The 15,987-nt window shown below is 67.3% G+C and carries 25 protein-coding genes; 24 read left to right on the top strand and 1 reads right to left on the bottom strand.

Features of this window, described 5'->3' with window-relative positions:
* Positions 1-3 precede the first annotated feature (3 nt).
* From rplP to truA, 23 genes are all read left to right on the top strand, one after another.
* Positions 4-423: a 50S ribosomal protein L16 gene (rplP, locus tag AB0F56_RS25630; RefSeq protein WP_015035580.1), complete on the top strand. Its 420-nt coding sequence runs from the start codon at positions 4-6 to the stop codon at positions 421-423.
* Complete coding sequence (rpmC, locus tag AB0F56_RS25635; RefSeq protein WP_361445390.1) at positions 423-647, top strand: 50S ribosomal protein L29; 225 nt, start codon at positions 423-425, stop codon at positions 645-647. The genes rplP and rpmC overlap by 1 nt, the downstream gene beginning before the upstream one ends.
* Complete coding sequence (gene rpsQ, locus AB0F56_RS25640) at positions 647-928, top strand: 30S ribosomal protein S17 (protein WP_362013647.1); 282 nt, start codon at positions 647-649, stop codon at positions 926-928. Before rpmC ends, rpsQ begins: the two co-directional genes overlap by 1 nt.
* A 109-nt stretch (positions 929-1,037) precedes the next feature.
* Positions 1,038-1,406, top strand: coding sequence for a 50S ribosomal protein L14 (rplN, locus tag AB0F56_RS25645; RefSeq protein WP_003956455.1), 369 nt, complete (start codon positions 1,038-1,040; stop codon positions 1,404-1,406).
* A 2-nt stretch (positions 1,407-1,408) separates the two neighbouring features.
* Complete coding sequence (rplX, locus tag AB0F56_RS25650) at positions 1,409-1,720, top strand: 50S ribosomal protein L24 (protein ID WP_015035583.1); 312 nt, start codon at positions 1,409-1,411, stop codon at positions 1,718-1,720.
* The gene (gene rplE / locus AB0F56_RS25655) at positions 1,720-2,277 is read left to right on the top strand and encodes a 50S ribosomal protein L5 (protein WP_260229393.1); all 558 of its coding nucleotides are present in this window, start codon (positions 1,720-1,722) and stop codon (positions 2,275-2,277) included. The genes rplX and rplE overlap by 1 nt, the downstream gene beginning before the upstream one ends.
* 5 nt (positions 2,278-2,282) lie before the next feature.
* Entirely contained in the window at positions 2,283-2,468 is a 186-nt protein-coding gene (locus AB0F56_RS25660) for a type Z 30S ribosomal protein S14 (RefSeq protein ID WP_003948630.1), read from the top strand.
* Between the two features lie 211 nt (positions 2,469-2,679).
* Positions 2,680-3,078 carry a 30S ribosomal protein S8 gene (rpsH, locus tag AB0F56_RS25665; RefSeq protein WP_030209003.1) on the top strand — a complete coding sequence of 133 codons (399 nt, stop codon included), beginning with the start codon at positions 2,680-2,682 and terminating at the stop codon, positions 3,076-3,078.
* 21 nt (positions 3,079-3,099) lie between these two features.
* Positions 3,100-3,639, top strand: a complete 540-nt coding sequence (gene rplF / locus AB0F56_RS25670; RefSeq protein WP_362013648.1) for a 50S ribosomal protein L6 — start codon at positions 3,100-3,102, stop codon at positions 3,637-3,639.
* 3 nt (positions 3,640-3,642) lie between these two features.
* The gene (rplR, locus tag AB0F56_RS25675; RefSeq protein ID WP_351793016.1) at positions 3,643-4,026 is read left to right on the top strand and encodes a 50S ribosomal protein L18; all 384 of its coding nucleotides are present in this window, start codon (positions 3,643-3,645) and stop codon (positions 4,024-4,026) included.
* 45 nt (positions 4,027-4,071) lie between these two features.
* Positions 4,072-4,674: a 30S ribosomal protein S5 gene (gene rpsE / locus AB0F56_RS25680; RefSeq protein WP_015035588.1), complete on the top strand. Its 603-nt coding sequence runs from the start codon at positions 4,072-4,074 to the stop codon at positions 4,672-4,674.
* The gene (gene rpmD, locus AB0F56_RS25685) at positions 4,674-4,856 is read left to right on the top strand and encodes a 50S ribosomal protein L30 (RefSeq protein WP_005313525.1); all 183 of its coding nucleotides are present in this window, start codon (positions 4,674-4,676) and stop codon (positions 4,854-4,856) included. The genes rpsE and rpmD overlap by 1 nt, the downstream gene beginning before the upstream one ends.
* Before the next feature lies 1 nt (position 4,857).
* Positions 4,858-5,313 (top strand): 50S ribosomal protein L15, encoded by a 456-nt coding sequence (gene rplO, locus AB0F56_RS25690; protein WP_362013650.1) that lies wholly within the window; start codon positions 4,858-4,860, stop codon positions 5,311-5,313.
* A 440-nt stretch (positions 5,314-5,753) separates the two neighbouring features.
* A complete protein-coding gene (secY, locus tag AB0F56_RS25695; protein ID WP_260229390.1) occupies positions 5,754-7,073 on the top strand; it encodes a preprotein translocase subunit SecY in 1,320 nt (439 codons plus the stop codon).
* Positions 7,073-7,720, top strand: coding sequence for an adenylate kinase (locus tag AB0F56_RS25700; protein WP_362013652.1), 648 nt, complete (start codon positions 7,073-7,075; stop codon positions 7,718-7,720). The genes secY and AB0F56_RS25700 overlap by 1 nt, the downstream gene beginning before the upstream one ends.
* 96 nt (positions 7,721-7,816) lie before the next feature.
* Positions 7,817-8,653: a type I methionyl aminopeptidase gene (map, locus tag AB0F56_RS25705; protein ID WP_362013886.1), complete on the top strand. Its 837-nt coding sequence runs from the start codon at positions 7,817-7,819 to the stop codon at positions 8,651-8,653.
* A gap of 358 nt (positions 8,654-9,011) precedes the next feature.
* Positions 9,012-9,233 (top strand): translation initiation factor IF-1, encoded by a 222-nt coding sequence (gene infA, locus AB0F56_RS25710; protein ID WP_003956442.1) that lies wholly within the window; start codon positions 9,012-9,014, stop codon positions 9,231-9,233.
* 62 nt (positions 9,234-9,295) lie between these two features.
* Positions 9,296-9,409, top strand: coding sequence for a 50S ribosomal protein L36 (rpmJ, locus tag AB0F56_RS25715; RefSeq protein ID WP_003956441.1), 114 nt, complete (start codon positions 9,296-9,298; stop codon positions 9,407-9,409).
* A gap of 186 nt (positions 9,410-9,595) precedes the next feature.
* A complete protein-coding gene (rpsM, locus tag AB0F56_RS25720) occupies positions 9,596-9,976 on the top strand; it encodes a 30S ribosomal protein S13 (protein ID WP_030201533.1) in 381 nt (126 codons plus the stop codon).
* 66 nt (positions 9,977-10,042) lie between these two features.
* On the top strand, positions 10,043-10,447 hold the full coding sequence (gene rpsK, locus AB0F56_RS25725; protein ID WP_003956432.1) for a 30S ribosomal protein S11: 405 nt from the start codon (positions 10,043-10,045) through the stop codon (positions 10,445-10,447).
* Positions 10,448-10,606: 159 nt separating this feature from the next.
* Complete coding sequence (locus AB0F56_RS25730) at positions 10,607-11,629, top strand: DNA-directed RNA polymerase subunit alpha (protein WP_003966937.1); 1,023 nt, start codon at positions 10,607-10,609, stop codon at positions 11,627-11,629.
* 158 nt (positions 11,630-11,787) lie between these two features.
* A complete protein-coding gene (gene rplQ / locus AB0F56_RS25735) occupies positions 11,788-12,285 on the top strand; it encodes a 50S ribosomal protein L17 (RefSeq protein ID WP_362013653.1) in 498 nt (165 codons plus the stop codon).
* Between the two features lie 87 nt (positions 12,286-12,372).
* On the top strand, positions 12,373-13,227 hold the full coding sequence (truA, locus tag AB0F56_RS25740; protein ID WP_362013654.1) for a tRNA pseudouridine(38-40) synthase TruA: 855 nt from the start codon (positions 12,373-12,375) through the stop codon (positions 13,225-13,227).
* Positions 13,228-13,255: 28 nt separating this feature from the next.
* Here the strand turns inward: truA and AB0F56_RS25745 are convergent, their stop codons facing one another.
* Entirely contained in the window at positions 13,256-14,218 is a 963-nt protein-coding gene (locus tag AB0F56_RS25745; protein ID WP_362013656.1) for a hypothetical protein, read from the bottom strand.
* Between the two features lie 47 nt (positions 14,219-14,265).
* On the opposite strand from AB0F56_RS25745, the gene AB0F56_RS25750 reads away from it, so the two are divergent.
* Complete coding sequence (locus tag AB0F56_RS25750; RefSeq protein WP_362013888.1) at positions 14,266-15,897, top strand: ATP-binding cassette domain-containing protein; 1,632 nt, start codon at positions 14,266-14,268, stop codon at positions 15,895-15,897.
* Positions 15,898-15,987: the final 90 nt, after the last annotated feature.

Genomic DNA, 15,987 nt, shown 5'->3' on the forward strand with positions numbered 1-15,987 from the left:
GAAATGCTGATCCCCCGTAGGGTCAAGCACCGCAAGCAGCACCACCCGAAGCGCAGCGGTATGTCCAAGGGTGGTACGCAGGTTGCGTTCGGCGAGTACGGCATTCAGGCCCTCACTCCGGCGTACGTGACCAACCGCCAGATCGAGGCGGCTCGTATCGCGATGACCCGCCACATCAAGCGTGGCGGCAAGGTCTGGATCAACATCTACCCGGACCGCCCGCTGACCAAGAAGCCTGCCGAGACCCGCATGGGTTCCGGTAAGGGTTCGCCGGAGTGGTGGATCGCGAACGTCAAGCCCGGTCGGGTGATGTTCGAGCTGTCCTACCCGAACGAGAAGATCGCGCGCGAGGCCCTGACCCGTGCGGCCCACAAGCTGCCGATGAAGTGCAAGATCGTTAAGCGCGAAGCAGGTGAGCTGTGATGACCGCCGGTACGAAGGCGTCCGAGCTGCGCGAGCTGGGCAACGAGGAGCTTGTCGCCAAGCTCCGCGAGGCCAAGGAAGAGCTGTTCAACCTCCGCTTCCAGGCGGCGACGGGCCAGCTCGAGAACCACGGTCGGCTCAAGTCCGTCCGTAAGGACATCGCCCGGATCTACACCCTGATGCGTGAGCGCGAGCTGGGCATCGAGACGGTGGAGAACGCCTGATGAGCGAGAGCAACGTGACTGAGAACAGCGAGCGCAACGCCCGCAAGGTCCGCGAGGGCCTCGTCGTCAGCGACAAGATGGACAAGACCGTCGTCGTCGCTGTCGAGGACCGCGTCAAGCACGCGCTGTACGGCAAGGTCATCCGCCGTACGAACAAGCTCAAGGCTCACGACGAGACCAACGCTGCCGGCATCGGCGACCGTGTCCTCCTGATGGAGACCCGGAAGCTGTCCGCCACGAAGCACTGGCGCGTCGTCGAGATCCTCGAGAAGGCCAAGTAATTACTTGAAGGGGTAACCCTTCGAGTTTCGTTCCGCCAGGCTCGGTGGGGGCCACGCCTCGAAAGAGGCCGGCCCCCGCCGGGAACCGGCAGACAATCAGGAGATAGACGTGATCCAGCAGGAGTCGCGACTGCGTGTCGCCGACAACACTGGTGCCAAGGAGATCCTTTGCATCCGTGTTCTCGGTGGTTCCGGTCGCCGCTACGCGGGCATCGGTGACGTCATCGTCGCCACCGTCAAGGACGCGATCCCCGGTGGCAACGTGAAGAAGGGTGACGTCGTCAAGGCGGTCATCGTTCGCACCGTCAAGGAGCGCCGCCGCCAGGACGGCTCGTACATCCGCTTCGACGAGAACGCCGCTGTCATTCTCAAGAACGACGGCGACCCTCGCGGCACCCGTATCTTCGGCCCGGTCGGCCGTGAGCTGCGCGAGAAGAAGTTCATGAAGATCATCTCGCTCGCGCCGGAGGTGCTGTAAGCATGAAGATCAAGAAGGGCGACCTGGTCCAGGTCATCACGGGTAAGGACAAGGGCAAGCAGGGCAAGGTCATCACGGCCTTCCCCCGCGAGAACCGCGTCCTGGTCGAGGGTGTCAACCGGGTCAAGAAGCACACGAAGGCCGGCCCCTCGCAGGCCGGTGGCATCGTCACGACCGAGGCGCCCGTCCACGTCTCCAACGTCCAGCTGGTCGTTGAGAAGGACGGCAAGAAGGTCGTCACGCGCGTCGGTTACCGCTTCGACGACGAGGGCAACAAGATCCGCGTTGCCAAGCGGACGGGTGAGGACATCTGATGGCTACCACCACCACTCCGCGTCTCAAGACGAAGTACCGCGAGGAGATCGCGGGCAAGCTGCGTGAGGAGTTCTCGTACGAGAACGTCATGCAGATCCCCGGCCTCGTCAAGGTCGTGGTCAACATGGGTGTGGGCGACGCCGCCCGCGACTCCAAGCTGATCGAGGGCGCCATCCGCGACCTCACCACGATCACCGGTCAGAAGCCGGCCGTCACCAAGGCCCGCAAGTCCATCGCGCAGTTCAAGCTGCGTGAGGGCCAGCCGATCGGTGCCCACGTCACCCTCCGTGGCGACCGCATGTGGGAGTTCCTGGACCGCACCCTGTCGCTCGCGCTTCCGCGCATCCGCGACTTCCGTGGTCTGTCCCCCAAGCAGTTCGACGGCCGTGGCAACTACACCTTCGGTCTCACGGAGCAGGTCATGTTCCACGAGATCGACCAGGACAAGATCGACCGTGTCCGGGGTATGGACATCACCGTGGTCACCACGGCGACCAACGACGCTGAGGGCCGCGCCCTTCTCCGTCACCTCGGCTTCCCCTTCAAGGAGGCGTAAGCGAGATGGCGAAGAAGGCTCTCATCGCGAAGGCTGCCCGCAAGCCCAAGTTCGGCGTGCGTGGCTACACGCGCTGCCAGCGCTGTGGTCGTCCCCACTCCGTGTACCGCAAGTTCGGCCTGTGCCGCGTGTGCCTTCGTGAGATGGCTCACCGTGGCGAGCTGCCGGGCGTGACCAAGAGCTCCTGGTAATCCCTGTAATTCAGGGATGACCGGAGTCTCTCGGTAAGCAGAGGGTTGGCGGAGGCCCACCTCTCCATGGCTTAGGCTAGGAGGGTTGGGCGTCCGCCGCCCGTACGACTTACTACGCCGTAGGTCCCCGCGCCGCACCCGTCCCGCCCCTGTGTGGGGAGAGGGATGGCGCATACAGGAAACCCCGGCGAGAGAGGCCGAAGGCCAATTCATGACCATGACTGATCCCATCGCAGACATGCTCACGCGTCTGCGTAACGCGAACTCGGCGTACCACGACACCGTGACGATGCCGCACAGCAAGATCAAGTCTCACATCGCGGAAATCCTCCAGCAGGAGGGCTTCATCACGGGCTGGAAGGTCGAGGACGCCGAGGTCGGCAAGAACCTCGTTCTCGAGCTCAAGTTCGGTCCGAACCGTGAGCGCTCCATCGCGGGCATCAAGCGGATCTCGAAGCCGGGCCTCCGGGTTTACGCGAAGTCCACCAACCTGCCGAAGGTTCTCGGCGGCCTGGGCGTGGCGATCATCTCCACGTCCCACGGTCTCCTGACCGGCCAGCAGGCAGGCAAGAAGGGCGTAGGTGGGGAAGTCCTCGCCTACGTCTGGTAGTCGGGAACGGAGGAATAGCTAATGTCGCGTATTGGCAAGCTGCCTATCCAGGTTCCCGCCGGCGTGGACGTCACCATCGAGGGCCGCTCGGTCACGGTGAAGGGTTCCAAGGGCACCCTGAGCCACACCGTTGCCGCGCCGATCGAGATCGTGAAGGGTGAGGACGGCGTTCTGAACGTCACCCGCCCGAACGACGAGCGTCAGAACAAGGCCCTTCACGGCCTGTCCCGCACGCTGGTGGCCAACATGATCACCGGTGTGACCCAGGGTTACGTGAAGGCGCTCGAGATCAGCGGTGTCGGTTACCGCGTGGCCGCGAAGGGCTCCAACCTGGAGTTCCAGCTCGGCTACAGCCACCCGATCCTGGTCGAGGCGCCCGAGGGCATCTCGTTCAAGGTCGAGTCGCCGACCAAGTTCTCGGTCGAGGGCATCGACAAGCAGAAGGTCGGCGAGGTCGCGGCGAACATCCGCAAGCTGCGGAAGCCCGACCCGTACAAGGCCAAGGGCGTCAAGTACGCCGGCGAGGTCATCCGCCGCAAGGTCGGAAAGGCTGGTAAGTAAGCCATGGCATACGGTGTGAAGATCGCCAAGGGCGACGCTTACAAGCGTGCGGCCAAGGCTCGCCGCCACATCCGCATCCGCAAGAACGTGTCGGGTACGGCGGAGCGTCCGCGCCTCGTCGTGACGCGTTCCAACCGCGGTATCACCGCTCAGGTCATCGACGACCTCAAGGGTCACACCCTTGCGTCCGCGTCGAACCTGGACGCGTCGATCCGCGGTGGCGAGGGTGACAAGTCGGCCCAGGCCAAGCAGGTCGGCGCTCTTGTCGCCGAGCGCGCCAAGGCCGCGGGTGTCGAGACTGTCGTGTTCGACCGTGGTGGCAACAGGTACGCCGGGCGCATTGCCGCTCTGGCTGACGCCGCCCGCGAAGCCGGGCTGAAGTTCTAAGCCCCGGTTCCGGGACTAACGGACGTAACAGAGAGAGGTAATCCAATGGCTGGACCCCAGCGCCGCGGAAGCGGTGCCGGTGGCGGCGAGCGGCGGGACCGGAAGGGCCGCGACGGTGGCGCTGCCGCCGAGAAGACCGCGTACGTTGAGCGCGTTGTCGCGATCAACCGCGTCGCCAAGGTTGTCAAGGGTGGTCGTCGCTTCAGCTTCACCGCGCTGGTCGTGGTGGGCGACGGTGACGGCACCGTAGGTGTCGGTTACGGCAAGGCCAAGGAAGTTCCCGCGGCCATCGCCAAGGGTGTCGAGGAAGCCAAGAAGAACTTCTTCAAGGTTCCCCGCATCCAGGGCACCATCCCGCACCCGATCCAGGGCGAGAAGGCGGCCGGCGTTGTCCTGCTGAAGCCCGCTTCCCCCGGTACCGGTGTTATCGCCGGTGGCCCGGTGCGCGCCGTTCTGGAGTGCGCCGGCGTTCACGACATCCTGTCGAAGTCGCTCGGCTCCGACAACGCGATCAACATCGTGCACGCGACCGTGGAGGCCCTCAAGGGCCTGCAGCGTCCCGAGGAGATCGCGGCTCGCCGTGGTCTGCCGCTCGAGGACGTCGCCCCCGCGGCTCTGCTTCGTGCACGTGCGGGAGCGGGTGCGTAATGGCCCGTCTCAAGATCACGCAGACGAAGTCGTACATCGGTAGCAAGCAGAACCACCGCGACACCCTGCGTTCGCTCGGGCTCAAGCGCCTGAACGACGTGGTCGTCAAGGAGGACCGCCCCGAGTTCCGCGGAATGGTGCACACCGTCCGCCACCTCGTGACGGTCGAGGAGGTCGACTGACATGGCGGAGAACAACCCGCTGAAGGTCCACAACCTCCGTCCCGCCCCGGGCGCCAAGACCGCCAAGACCCGTGTGGGTCGTGGTGAGGCGTCGAAGGGTAAGACGGCCGGTCGTGGTACCAAGGGCACCAAGGCCCGTTACCAGGTTCCGCAGCGCTTCGAGGGTGGGCAGATGCCCCTCCACATGCGTCTGCCGAAGCTCAAGGGCTTCAAGAACCCGTTCCGCACCGAGTTCCAGGTCGTGAACCTGGACAAGCTGGCCGCGCTCTACCCGCAGGGTGGCGAGGTCACGGTGGCCGATCTGGTCGCCAAGGGTGCGGTTCGTAAGAACCAGCTCGTCAAGGTGCTCGGCACCGGCGAGATCACCGTGGCGCTGCAGGTTTCGGTTGACGCCGTCTCCGGCTCCGCCAAGGAGAAGATCGCCGCCGCTGGTGGCACCGTCACCGAGCTCGTCTGAGTCTCGGCCTGACAGCACGGAGCCCGGCCGGTTCCCCCTCGGGGGAGCCGGCCGGGCTTCTGTGCGTCCGGGGTGGGCCTTCCGTGTGTCGGGGGCCGTGGCGGCCGCTCGGTCCGCCCTCGTGAGGTCGTTCGTCCGGGTTGCCGCCCCTTCGTAGCCCCTACGCCGACCCACCGCGCCGTCCGGGCCCCTGAGGGCATGTCAACGGCCGTACGGGACTCCCCGTACCCGGCCCTGGGGGCACGATCCGCTCGAACGGTGGCCGATACCGGGTTGACGTGCCTGGGAGACGTTTCCCGCTGGCTGTAGGGGCGGGTATGGTAGCGGCTGTTAGCTTCCCCGGCAGTCTGCGCTTGTGGCGTGCGGCTGCCGTGTTCTGTAATTGCTCACATTCAAACCGTCACCCTCACGCGCGTAACGCGGGGGTCGCAGGAGGCACCGTGCTCACCGCGTTCGCCCGGGCGTTCAAGACGCCCGACCTGCGCAAGAAGCTGCTCTTCACACTCGGCATCATCGTGCTGTACCGGCTCGGGGCACACATCCCCGTACCCGGTGTCAGTTACCAGGCCGTCCAGCAGTGTGTGGACCAGGCGAGCCAGGGCAACAACTCCCTGTTCGGCCTGGTGAACATGTTCTCCGGCGGGGCGCTGCTGCAGATCACCATCTTCGCGCTCGGCATCATGCCGTACATCACGGCGAGCATCATCCTGCAGCTGCTGACCGTGGTGATCCCCCGCCTCGAGGCCCTCAAGAAGGAGGGGCAGTCGGGCACCGCCAAGATCACGCAGTACACGCGTTATCTGACGATCGCCCTCGCCGTCCTCCAGGGCACCGGCCTCGTCGCCACGGCCAAGAGCGGTGCGCTGTTCAGCGGCTGCACGGTCGCCAACCAGGTCGTTCCGGACCCGTCGATCTTCACCATCGCCACCATGGTCATCACGATGACCGCCGGTACGGCCGTCGTCATGTGGCTCGGTGAGCTCATCACCGACCGCGGCATCGGCAACGGCATGTCGATCCTGATGTTCATCTCGATCGCCGCCGGCTTCCCGGGCGCGCTGTGGAAGATCAAGGTCGAGGGTGACCTGGCCGACGGCTGGATCGAGTTCGGCACCGTGATCCTCGTCGGATTCGCGATGGTCGGCCTCGTCGTCTTCGTCGAGCAGGCCCAGCGCCGCATCCCGGTGCAGTACGCGAAGCGGATGATCGGCCGCAGGTCCTACGGCGGTACGTCCACTTACATCCCGCTCAAGGTGAACCAGGCAGGTGTGATTCCTGTCATCTTCGCCTCGTCGCTGCTCTACATCCCGGCCTTGATCGCTCAGTTCTCGAGCTCCACCGCAGGGTGGAAGACCTGGATCGAAGCCCACTTCGTCAAGGGTGACCACCCCTACTACATCGCTACGTACTTCCTCCTGATCGTGTTCTTCGCCTTCTTCTATGTGGCGATCTCGTTCAACCCCGAGGAAGTCGCGGACAACATGAAGAAGTATGGTGGCTTCATCCCGGGTATCCGGGCTGGTCGACCTACTGCCGAGTACCTGAGCTACGTGCTCAACAGGATCACTTGGCCGGGCTCGCTGTATCTGGGTCTGATCGCTCTTGTGCCGACGATGGCGTTGGCGGGCTTCGGCGGTGCCAATGCCAACTTCCCCTTCGGTGGGACGAGCATCCTCATCATCGTGGGTGTGGGGCTGGAGACCGTGAAGCAGATCGAGAGCCAGCTCCAGCAGCGCAATTACGAAGGGTTCCTCCGCTGATGCGAATCGTCCTCGTCGGACCGCCCGGGGCCGGGAAGGGTACGCAGGCCGCGTTCCTTGCCAAGAACCTGGACATTCCGCACATCTCCACGGGTGACCTGTTCCGTGCCAACATCTCGCAGGGCACGGAGCTGGGCATGAAGGCCAAGGCGTTCATGGACGCCGGCGACCTCGTGCCCGACGAGGTGACCATCGGGATGGCCAAGGACCGCATGGAGCAGCCGGACGCCGTCAACGGTTTCCTGCTCGACGGCTTCCCGCGCAACGTGGCCCAGGCCGAGGCGCTGGACGTGGTCCTGAAGGCCGAGGACATGCAGCTGGACGCGGTCCTGGACCTGGAGGTCCCCGAGGACGAGGTCGTGAAGCGGATCGCGGGTCGCCGCATCTGCCGCAACGACAGCGCGCACGTGTTCCACCTGACGTACAACGCTCCGAAGACCGAGGGTGTCTGTGACGTCTGCGGCGGCGAGCTCTTCCAGCGCGACGACGACTCCGAGGAGACCGTCCGCCGGCGCCTGGAGGTCTACCACACGCAGACCGAGCCGATCATCGACTACTACCGGGCGCAGAACCTGGTCGTGACGATCTCGGCGCTCGGCAAGGTGGACGAGGTCACCGCGAAGGCGATGGCCGCGCTCAAGAAGTAACCCTGGTTCGTACGACACGGCCGCGGTGCCCCTGGGGGGCGCCGCGGCCGTATCGTTGTTCTGTCCGTGTACTCGCAAGGAAAGGCCCCCGTCACGATGGTGCAGATCAAGACCCCTGAGCAGATCGCGAAGATGCGCGAGGCGGGGCTGGTCGTCGCAGCCATCCACGCGGCCACGCGCGAGGCGGCCGTTCCGGGCGCGACGACGAAGGACCTGGACGAGGTCGCCCGCAAGGTCATCGCGGACCACGGCGCGAAGTCGAACTTCCTCGGCTACGGCGGCTTCCCCGCCACGATCTGCACCTCGGTGAACGAGGTCGTCGTCCACGGCATCCCGGACGAGAAGACCGTCCTGAAGGACGGCGACATCATCTCCGTCGACGCCGGCGCGATCATCGACGGCTGGCACGGCGACGCCGCGTACACCGCCTTCGTCGGCACCGGTCACTCCCCGGAGCTGGTCGAGCTCTCCCGGGTGACCGAGGAGTCGATGTGGGCCGGCATCGCCGCGATGAAGGCCGGCAACCGCCTGGTGGACATCTCCCGGGCGATCGAGACGTACATCCGCCGCCAGCCGAAGCCCGGCGGCGGCAAGTACGGCATCGTCGAGGAGTACGGCGGCCACGGCATCGGCACCGAGATGCATATGGACCCCCACCTGCTGAACTACGTCACCCGCAAGCGCGGCAAGGGCCCGAAGCTGGTCCCCGGCTTCTGCCTGGCGATCGAGCCGATGGTCGCGCTCGGCACCCCGCACACGGAGGTCCTGGCGGACGACTGGACGGTCGTCTCCACGGACGGCACCTGGTCCTCCCACTGGGAGCACTCGGTGGCCCTGACGGAGGAGGGCCCCCTGGTCCTGACCTCCCCGGACGGCGGCAAGGCGAAGCTGGCCGAGCTGGGCGTCGTCGCGGCGCCGGATCCGTTGGCGTAGGCGAGGCGCGCGGATCGCACTGTCCCTCGCCCCGGCTCCGCCGGTCGGAGGCCGGCGCAGCCGCCCGAAGCTTGTGAGGCGCCCCCAGGGCGCCGAGCCCGCGAGGGCTGCGTCGAGGAATGGGTCGGCGGCAAGGCGAAGCTGGCCGAGCTGGGCGTCGTCGCGGCGCCGGATCCGCTCGCGTAAGGGCTTCGTAGTGCGGCGTGGCTCCTTGCGTAAGGATCTTTCCGGGTGGGCAAACTTTCCGGATTCGTCTTTTCCAGGGGCCTGACGTAGACTGATGCGTCGGCTCTCGTGTACCCGTGTGTCCGCACACGGAGCGGGAGTCGATCAAGGTAGCCGATTCGAAAGGCGAAGCGTGGCCAAGAAGCAAGGTGCCATCGAAATCGAGGGCACCGTGATCGAGTCCCTCCCGAACGCCATGTTCAAGGTGGAACTCCAGAACGGTCACAAGGTCCTCGCGCACATCTCCGGCAAGATGCGGATGCACTACATCCGAATCCTTCCGGACGACCGGGTCGTGGTGGAGCTCTCTCCCTACGACCTGACGCGTGGCCGGATCGTCTACCGGTACAAGTAGATCTTGCCCGCACCCCGGCATCGCCGCGGGTGGTGGCACTGACCCGGAGAACCTCACATCCCATGAAGGTCAAGCCGAGCGTCAAGAAGATCTGCGACAAGTGCAAGGTGATCCGCCGTCACGGCCGGGTCATGGTCATCTGCGACAACCTGCGCCACAAGCAGCGCCAGGGCTGACGCACGCCGACCGACCTGCACCCCGCAGTTCTTCGCGCGACGCAAGCAATTCGTACATACGCAGAGCCCGCCCAGCCCGCAAGGGTCGGCGGCACCTCCGGCGGGGGCCGGAGACCCGATTCGTACCTCATACGGCGAATGGGGAGCGGCTCTGCGGAAGACCCCCGAACACACAGGAGCCATTGAATGGCACGCGTTTCCGGTGTTGACATCCCGCGCGAAAAGCGCGTGGAGATCGCACTCACCTACGTCTTCGGCATCGGGCGTACCCGGTCCAAGGAGATCCTCGCCTCGACCGGCGTCGACCCGAACACCCGCGTTCGTGACCTGGCCGAAGAGGACCTCGTCAAGATCCGCGAGTACGTGGACGCCAACCTCCAGACCGAGGGTGACCTCCGCCGCGAGATCCAGGGCGACATCCGCCGCAAGATCGAGATCCAGTGCTACCAGGGCATCCGCCACCGTCGTGGCCTGCCCGTGCACGGACAGCGCACCAGCACGAACGCCCGTACCCGCAAGGGCCCGCGTCGCGCCATCGCCGGTAAGAAGAAGCCGGGCAAGAAGTAGTCCTCAGCGGACGCTTGACCAAGCGGTCTTCGCTGTAGGACCGACCACCTCCCGTAGGAGTAATAGATGCCCCCCAAGGGTCGTCAGGGCGCTGCCAAGAAGGTGCGCCGCAAGGAAAAGAAGAACGTCGCTCACGGCCACGCGCACATCAAGAGCACGTTCAACAACACGATCGTCTCGATCACGGACCCCTCGGGCAACGTGATCTCCTGGGCCTCCGCCGGCCACGTCGGCTTCAAGGGCTCGCGCAAGTCCACCCCGTTCGCCGCGCAGATGGCCGCCGAGTCGGCCGCTCGCCGCGCGCAGGAGCACGGCATGCGCAAGGTCGACGTCTTCGTCAAGGGTCCCGGCTCCGGCCGTGAGACCGCGATCCGTTCCCTCCAGGCCACCGGCCTCGAGGTCGGCTCGATCCAGGACGTCACCCCCACGCCGCACAACGGCTGCCGTCCGCCGAAGCGTCGTCGCGTCTGACGCACGACCGGCAACGGTTGGTTTGAGGGTTGGGCGGTACGCCTCTTTGGAGGGGTGCCGCCCGTACCCTTGCAGTACGAGCAGTAACACCATCGGGCTCTGCCCGGTGGCCCGTCGGGCGTCAAATAGTGGGCGTCCACGACTGAAGGAACACACACCATGCTGATCGCTCAGCGTCCCTCGCTGACCGAAGAGGTCGTCGACGAATTCCGCTCGCGGTTCGTCATCGAGCCCCTGGAGCCGGGCTTCGGCTACACGCTCGGCAACAGCCTCCGTCGTACGCTCCTCTCCTCGATCCCGGGTGCGGCTGTCACGTCCATCCGCATCGACGGTGTCCTGCACGAGTTCACCACCGTGCCGGGCGTCAAGGAGGACGTCACCGACCTCATCCTGAACATCAAGCAGCTGGTCGTCTCCTCGGAGCACGACGAGCCGGTCGTGATGTACCTGCGCAAGCAGGGTCCCGGCCTGGTCACCGCTGCTGACATCGCCCCGCCGGCCGGTGTCGAGGTGCACAACCCCGACCTGGTGCTCGCCACGCTCAACGGCAAGGGCAAGCTGGAGATGGAGCTGACCGTCGAGCGCGGTCGCGGCTACGTCTCCGCCGTGCAGAACAAGCAGGTGGGCCAGGAGATCGGCCGTATCCCGGTCGACTCCATCTACTCGCCGGTGCTCAAGGTCACGTACAAGGTCGAGGCGACCCGTGTCGAGCAGCGCACCGACTTCGACAAGCTGATCGTCGACGTCGAGACCAAGCAGGCCATGCGGCCGCGCGACGCCATGGCGTCCGCCGGTAAGACGCTGGTCGAGCTGTTCGGTCTGGCGCGCGAGCTCAACATCGACGCCGAGGGCATCGACATGGGTCCGTCCCCGACGGACGCCGCCCTGGCCGCCGACCTGGCGCTGCCGATCGAGGAGCTCGAGCTCACCGTTCGTTCGTACAACTGCCTCAAGCGTGAGGGCATCCACTCCGTGGGTGAGCTCGTGGCGCGCTCCGAGGCCGACCTGCTCGACATCCGCAACTTCGGTGCGAAGTCGATCGACGAGGTCAAGGCGAAGCTGGCCGGCATGGGCCTGGCCCTCAAGGACAGCCCGCCCGGATTCGACCCGACCGCCGCGGCGGACGCCTTCGGCGCCGACGACGACGCGGACGCCGGGTTCGTCGAGACCGAGCAGTACTGACCGCTACGCGCGGACTGATATCTGCTGCGGACCGGCTGTGGCTGGTCGCGCAGTTCCCCGCGCCCCTCACCGGGCGCGGGTCTCCGACGGGTAACCGCCCGCTCGGACACTGACACCGGTACCTCATACGGCCGGTGCAGATCACAAGGAGAAACACCATGCCGCGTCCCGCCAAGGGTGCCCGCCTCGGTGGCAGTGCCGCTCACGAGCGTCTGCTGCTCGCCAACCTGGCGAAGTCCCTCTTCGAGCACGGCCGCATCACCACGACCGAGGCCAAGGCTCGCCGCCTGCGTCCGGTCGCCGAGCGCCTGATCACCAAGGCGAAGAAGGGCGACATCCACAACCGTCGCCTGGTGCTGCAGACGATCACGGACAAGGGCATCGTCCACACGCTCTTCACCGAGATCGCCCCGCGCTACTCCGAGCGCCCGGGTGGCTACACCCGTATCACCAAGATCGGCAACCGTCGTGGCGACAACGCCCCGATGGCTGTGATCGAGCTGGTCGAGGGCGAGATCGCCAAGAAGGCGACCGTCGCCGAGGCCGAGGCCGCTGCCAAGCGCGCCGTCAAGGAGGCCGACGAGGCCGCCAAGGTCGAGGACACCAAGGTCGAGGACGCCGCTGAGGCTCCGGCCGAGGAGTCGAAGGACGCGTAAGCGTTCTGACGATCTCGTGGGCGGGCCCGCACCCTCAGGGGTGCGGGCCCGTTCCCGTGTCTTGAGAGGCTTGAGAGGATTTACGGCGTGAGTGACTTCGTGCAGCCCGGGTTCGTACGGGTACGGCTTGACCTTTCCTACGACGGCAAGGACTTCTCCGGCTGGGCCAAGCAGGCCAACGGGCGGCGGACCGTGCAGGGCGACATCGAGGACGCCCTGAAGACGGTCACCCGCTCCAAGGAGACGTACGAGCTGACCGTCGCAGGGCGTACGGACGCCGGTGTGCACGCCCGCGGCCAGGTCGCGCACGTCGACCTGCCCGTCGAGCTGTGGGCCGAGCACCGCGAGAAGCTGCTGCGCAGGCTCGCGGGGCGGCTCTCGCACGACGTACGGGTCTGGCGGCTCACCGAGGCCCCCAGTGGCTTCAACGCGCGGTTCTCGGCGATCTGGCGGCGGTACGCCTACCGCGTGACCGACAACCCCGGCGGGGTCGACCCGCTGCTGCGCGGGCACGTCCTGTGGCACGACTGGGCGCTCGACATGGACGCCATGAACGCCGCCGCCGAGCGGCTCGTCGGCGAGCACGACTTCGCCGCGTACTGCAAGAAGCGCGAGGGCGCGACCACCATCCGTACGCTCCAGGAGCTGCGGTGGGAGCGGCGGCCCGGGGGCATCCTCGAAGCGACCGTGAAGGCCGACGCCTTCTGCCACAACATGGTCCGCTCGCTCGTCGGCGCGCTGCTCTTCGTCGGCGACGGTCACCGGCCGGTGGACTGGCCGGGGAAGGTGCTCGCCGCGGGTGTGCGGGACTCCGCCGTGCACGTCGTACGGCCGCACGGGCTGACGCTCGAAGAGGTCGGCTACCCGGCCGACGAGCTCCTGGCCGCCCGGAACCTGGAGGCCAGGAACAAGCGGACCCTGCCGGGCGCCGGCTGCTGCTGAGCCCGCGCCCGGTCCGGCCGCGCTCCCGCTACTGGCCGGGGGCGCCGGCCGCGGCGGCGGCCTGGGACTTGCCGCGGGCGTAGATCTGGTTGAAGGCGAAGGTGCCCAGGTCGTCGCTGGCCCGGAAGACGGCCTGGTCGGACTTGGTGACCTTCTTGCCGTCGAGGAAGCCGGCCTGGGTGAAGTACGCGTACCGGCCGATCGAGTTCGCCCGGCGCAGACAGACCGTCGCGCGGCAGAAGTCCTTGACGCCTGCCCCGGCCAGCGGGGCGATGCCGCCCGTGGCCTGGTTCTTCGCCTTCAGTGCCGCCGCCTCGTTCGGGAACACGGCCACGCCGACCGTGAGGGCGACCCCGTCCTGCACGTACGTGGCGCGGATCACCCGGTCGCAGCCGTTCTTCTTCAGGACCGCGCCGAGGCCGGCCTCGCCGACGCTCGCGCAGTCGGTCGTCGAGGACGTGGCGCCCTTGGAGTAGGCGCGGCCGTTCATCGTCAGCTTCTTGCCCGGGAAGAGCCCCTCGGCGCTGAGCGGGGCCTTGTCCTTCTTCTCGTCCGAGATGAAGTCCTTGGGGTTCGGCGGGGGCGGCGGGGCGACGGAGGAGAACGTCGGGCCGGGCGTGGGGGAGTCGCTGGGGGCGGCGGAGCCGGTGGGGGTGACCGTGCCGTTCTTCGCCGTGTCGTCGGTCTTGTTGCTCTTCACGACCGCCGTGGCGACGATCGCGCCGACGACGAGGGCCGCGAGCGCGCCGCCGCCGATCAGGAGCCAGCGCTTACGCCGCCGGCCCGCCGCGGAGGCGTCCGCGAGGGCACCCCAGTCGGGTGTCCCGTCGGCCGTCGCCCCCGGGAAGGGGCCGGCCTGCTGCCCGTACTGGTTTCCAGGCTGCTGCCGGCCGTATCCCTGGCCGTACTGCTGCTGTGCCGGCTGCTGTCCGTACGGCTGCTGACCCGGCTGCTGCGGCTCCTGCGGCCACTGCGGTCCCCCAAAGCTCATGCCGCGCATCCTAAACCGGTTGGGGCCGAGCCATGCGGGCGGTGACAATGGCCCGCATGGGACACGTCGAGGCCGCGCATCTGGAGTACTACCTTCCCGACGGGAGGGTCCTGCTCGCGGACGCCTCCTTCAGGGTCGGGGAGGGCGCCGTCGTCGCCCTGGTCGGGGCCAACGGCGCCGGGAAGACCACCCTGCTCCGGATGATCGCCGGAGAGCTCCAGCCGCACGGCGGCTCGGTCACCGTGAGCGGCGGACTCGGCGTGATGCCGCAGTTCGTGGGCTCGGTGCGGGACGACCGTACGGTCCGTGACCTGCTGGTCTCGGTCGCCCAGCCGCGTATCCGGGAGGCCGCGAAGGCCGTCGACGCGGCCGAGCACCTGATCATGACGGTCGACGACGAGGCCGCGCAGATGGCGTACGCGCAGGCGCTCAGCGACTGGGCCGAGGTCCAGGGGTACGAGGCCGAGACCGTCTGGGACATGTGCACGATGGCCGCCCTCGGCATGCCGTACGACAAGGCGCAGTTCCGTGAGGTCCGCACGCTCAGCGGCGGCGAGCAGAAGCGCCTGGTCCTGGAGTCGCTGCTGCGCGGCACGGACGAGGTGCTGCTCCTGGACGAGCCGGACAACTACCTCGACGTGCCTGGCAAGCGGTGGCTGGAGGAGCGGCTGCGGGAGACCCGTAAGACCGTGCTCTTCATCTCGCACGACCGCGAGCTGCTCGCCCGCGCCGCGCAGAAGATCATCGCGGTGGAGCCGGGCCCGGCCGGGTCGGACGTCTGGGTGCACGGCGCCGGCTTCGGGACCTTCCACGAGGCGCGGCGGGAGCGGTTCGCCCGCTTCGAGGAGCTGATGCGGCGCTGGGAGGAGAAGCACGCGCAGCTGAAGAAGCTGGTGCTCAACCTGCGGCAGGCGGCGGCGGTCTCCCACGACATGGCGTCCCGGTACGCGGCGGCGCAGACCCGGCTGAGGAAGTTCGAGGAGGCCGGCCCGCCGCCCGAGCCGCCGCGCGAGCAGGACATCCGGATGCGGCTGCGTGGCGGCCGTACCGGCGTACGGGCCGCGACCTGCGAGAACCTTGAGCTGACCGGTCTGATGAAGCCGTTCTCGCTGGAGATCTACTACGGGGAGCGGGTCGCCGTCCTCGGTTCGAACGGCTCGGGCAAGTCGCACTTCCTGCGGCTGCTCGCCGGGGACCCGTCGGTGGCGCACACCGGCGAGTGGAAGCTGGGCGCGCGGGTCGTGGCGGGTCACTTCGCGCAGACCCACGCGCACCCGGAGCTGCAGGGGCGGTCCCTGGTGGACATCCTCTGGTCGGAGCACGCCAAGGACCGGGGCGGGGCGATGTCGGTGCTGCGGCGGTACGAGCTGGAGGGGCAGGGGGACCAGCCCTTCGAGAAGCTGTCGGGCGGCCAGCAGGCCCGTTTCCAGATCCTGCTCCTGGAGCTGTCCGGCACGACGGCGCTGCTGCTGGACGAGCCGACGGACAACCTGGACCTGGAGTCGGCGGAGGCGCTGCAGGACGGTCTGGAGTCGTACGACGGGACGGTCCTTGCCGTCACGCACGACCGGTGGTTCGCGAAGACCTTCGACCGGTATCTCGTCTTCGGTTCGGACGGGGTCGTGCGGGAGACGAGCGAGCCGGTGTGGGACGAGCGGCGGGTCGAGCGGGCGCGCTGACCTGGCGTCCCGCGGCGTTTTGACCCGTCGGGGGTGGCGCGGGTACTGTTGCGGTTTGTTATGTGTATGGGTTTCGTCGTCTCGACGAAG

Origin of the sequence: Streptomyces sp. NPDC026092, assembly GCF_040638605.1 — a bacterium.
Classification (GTDB): domain Bacteria; phylum Actinomycetota; class Actinomycetes; order Streptomycetales; family Streptomycetaceae; genus Streptomyces.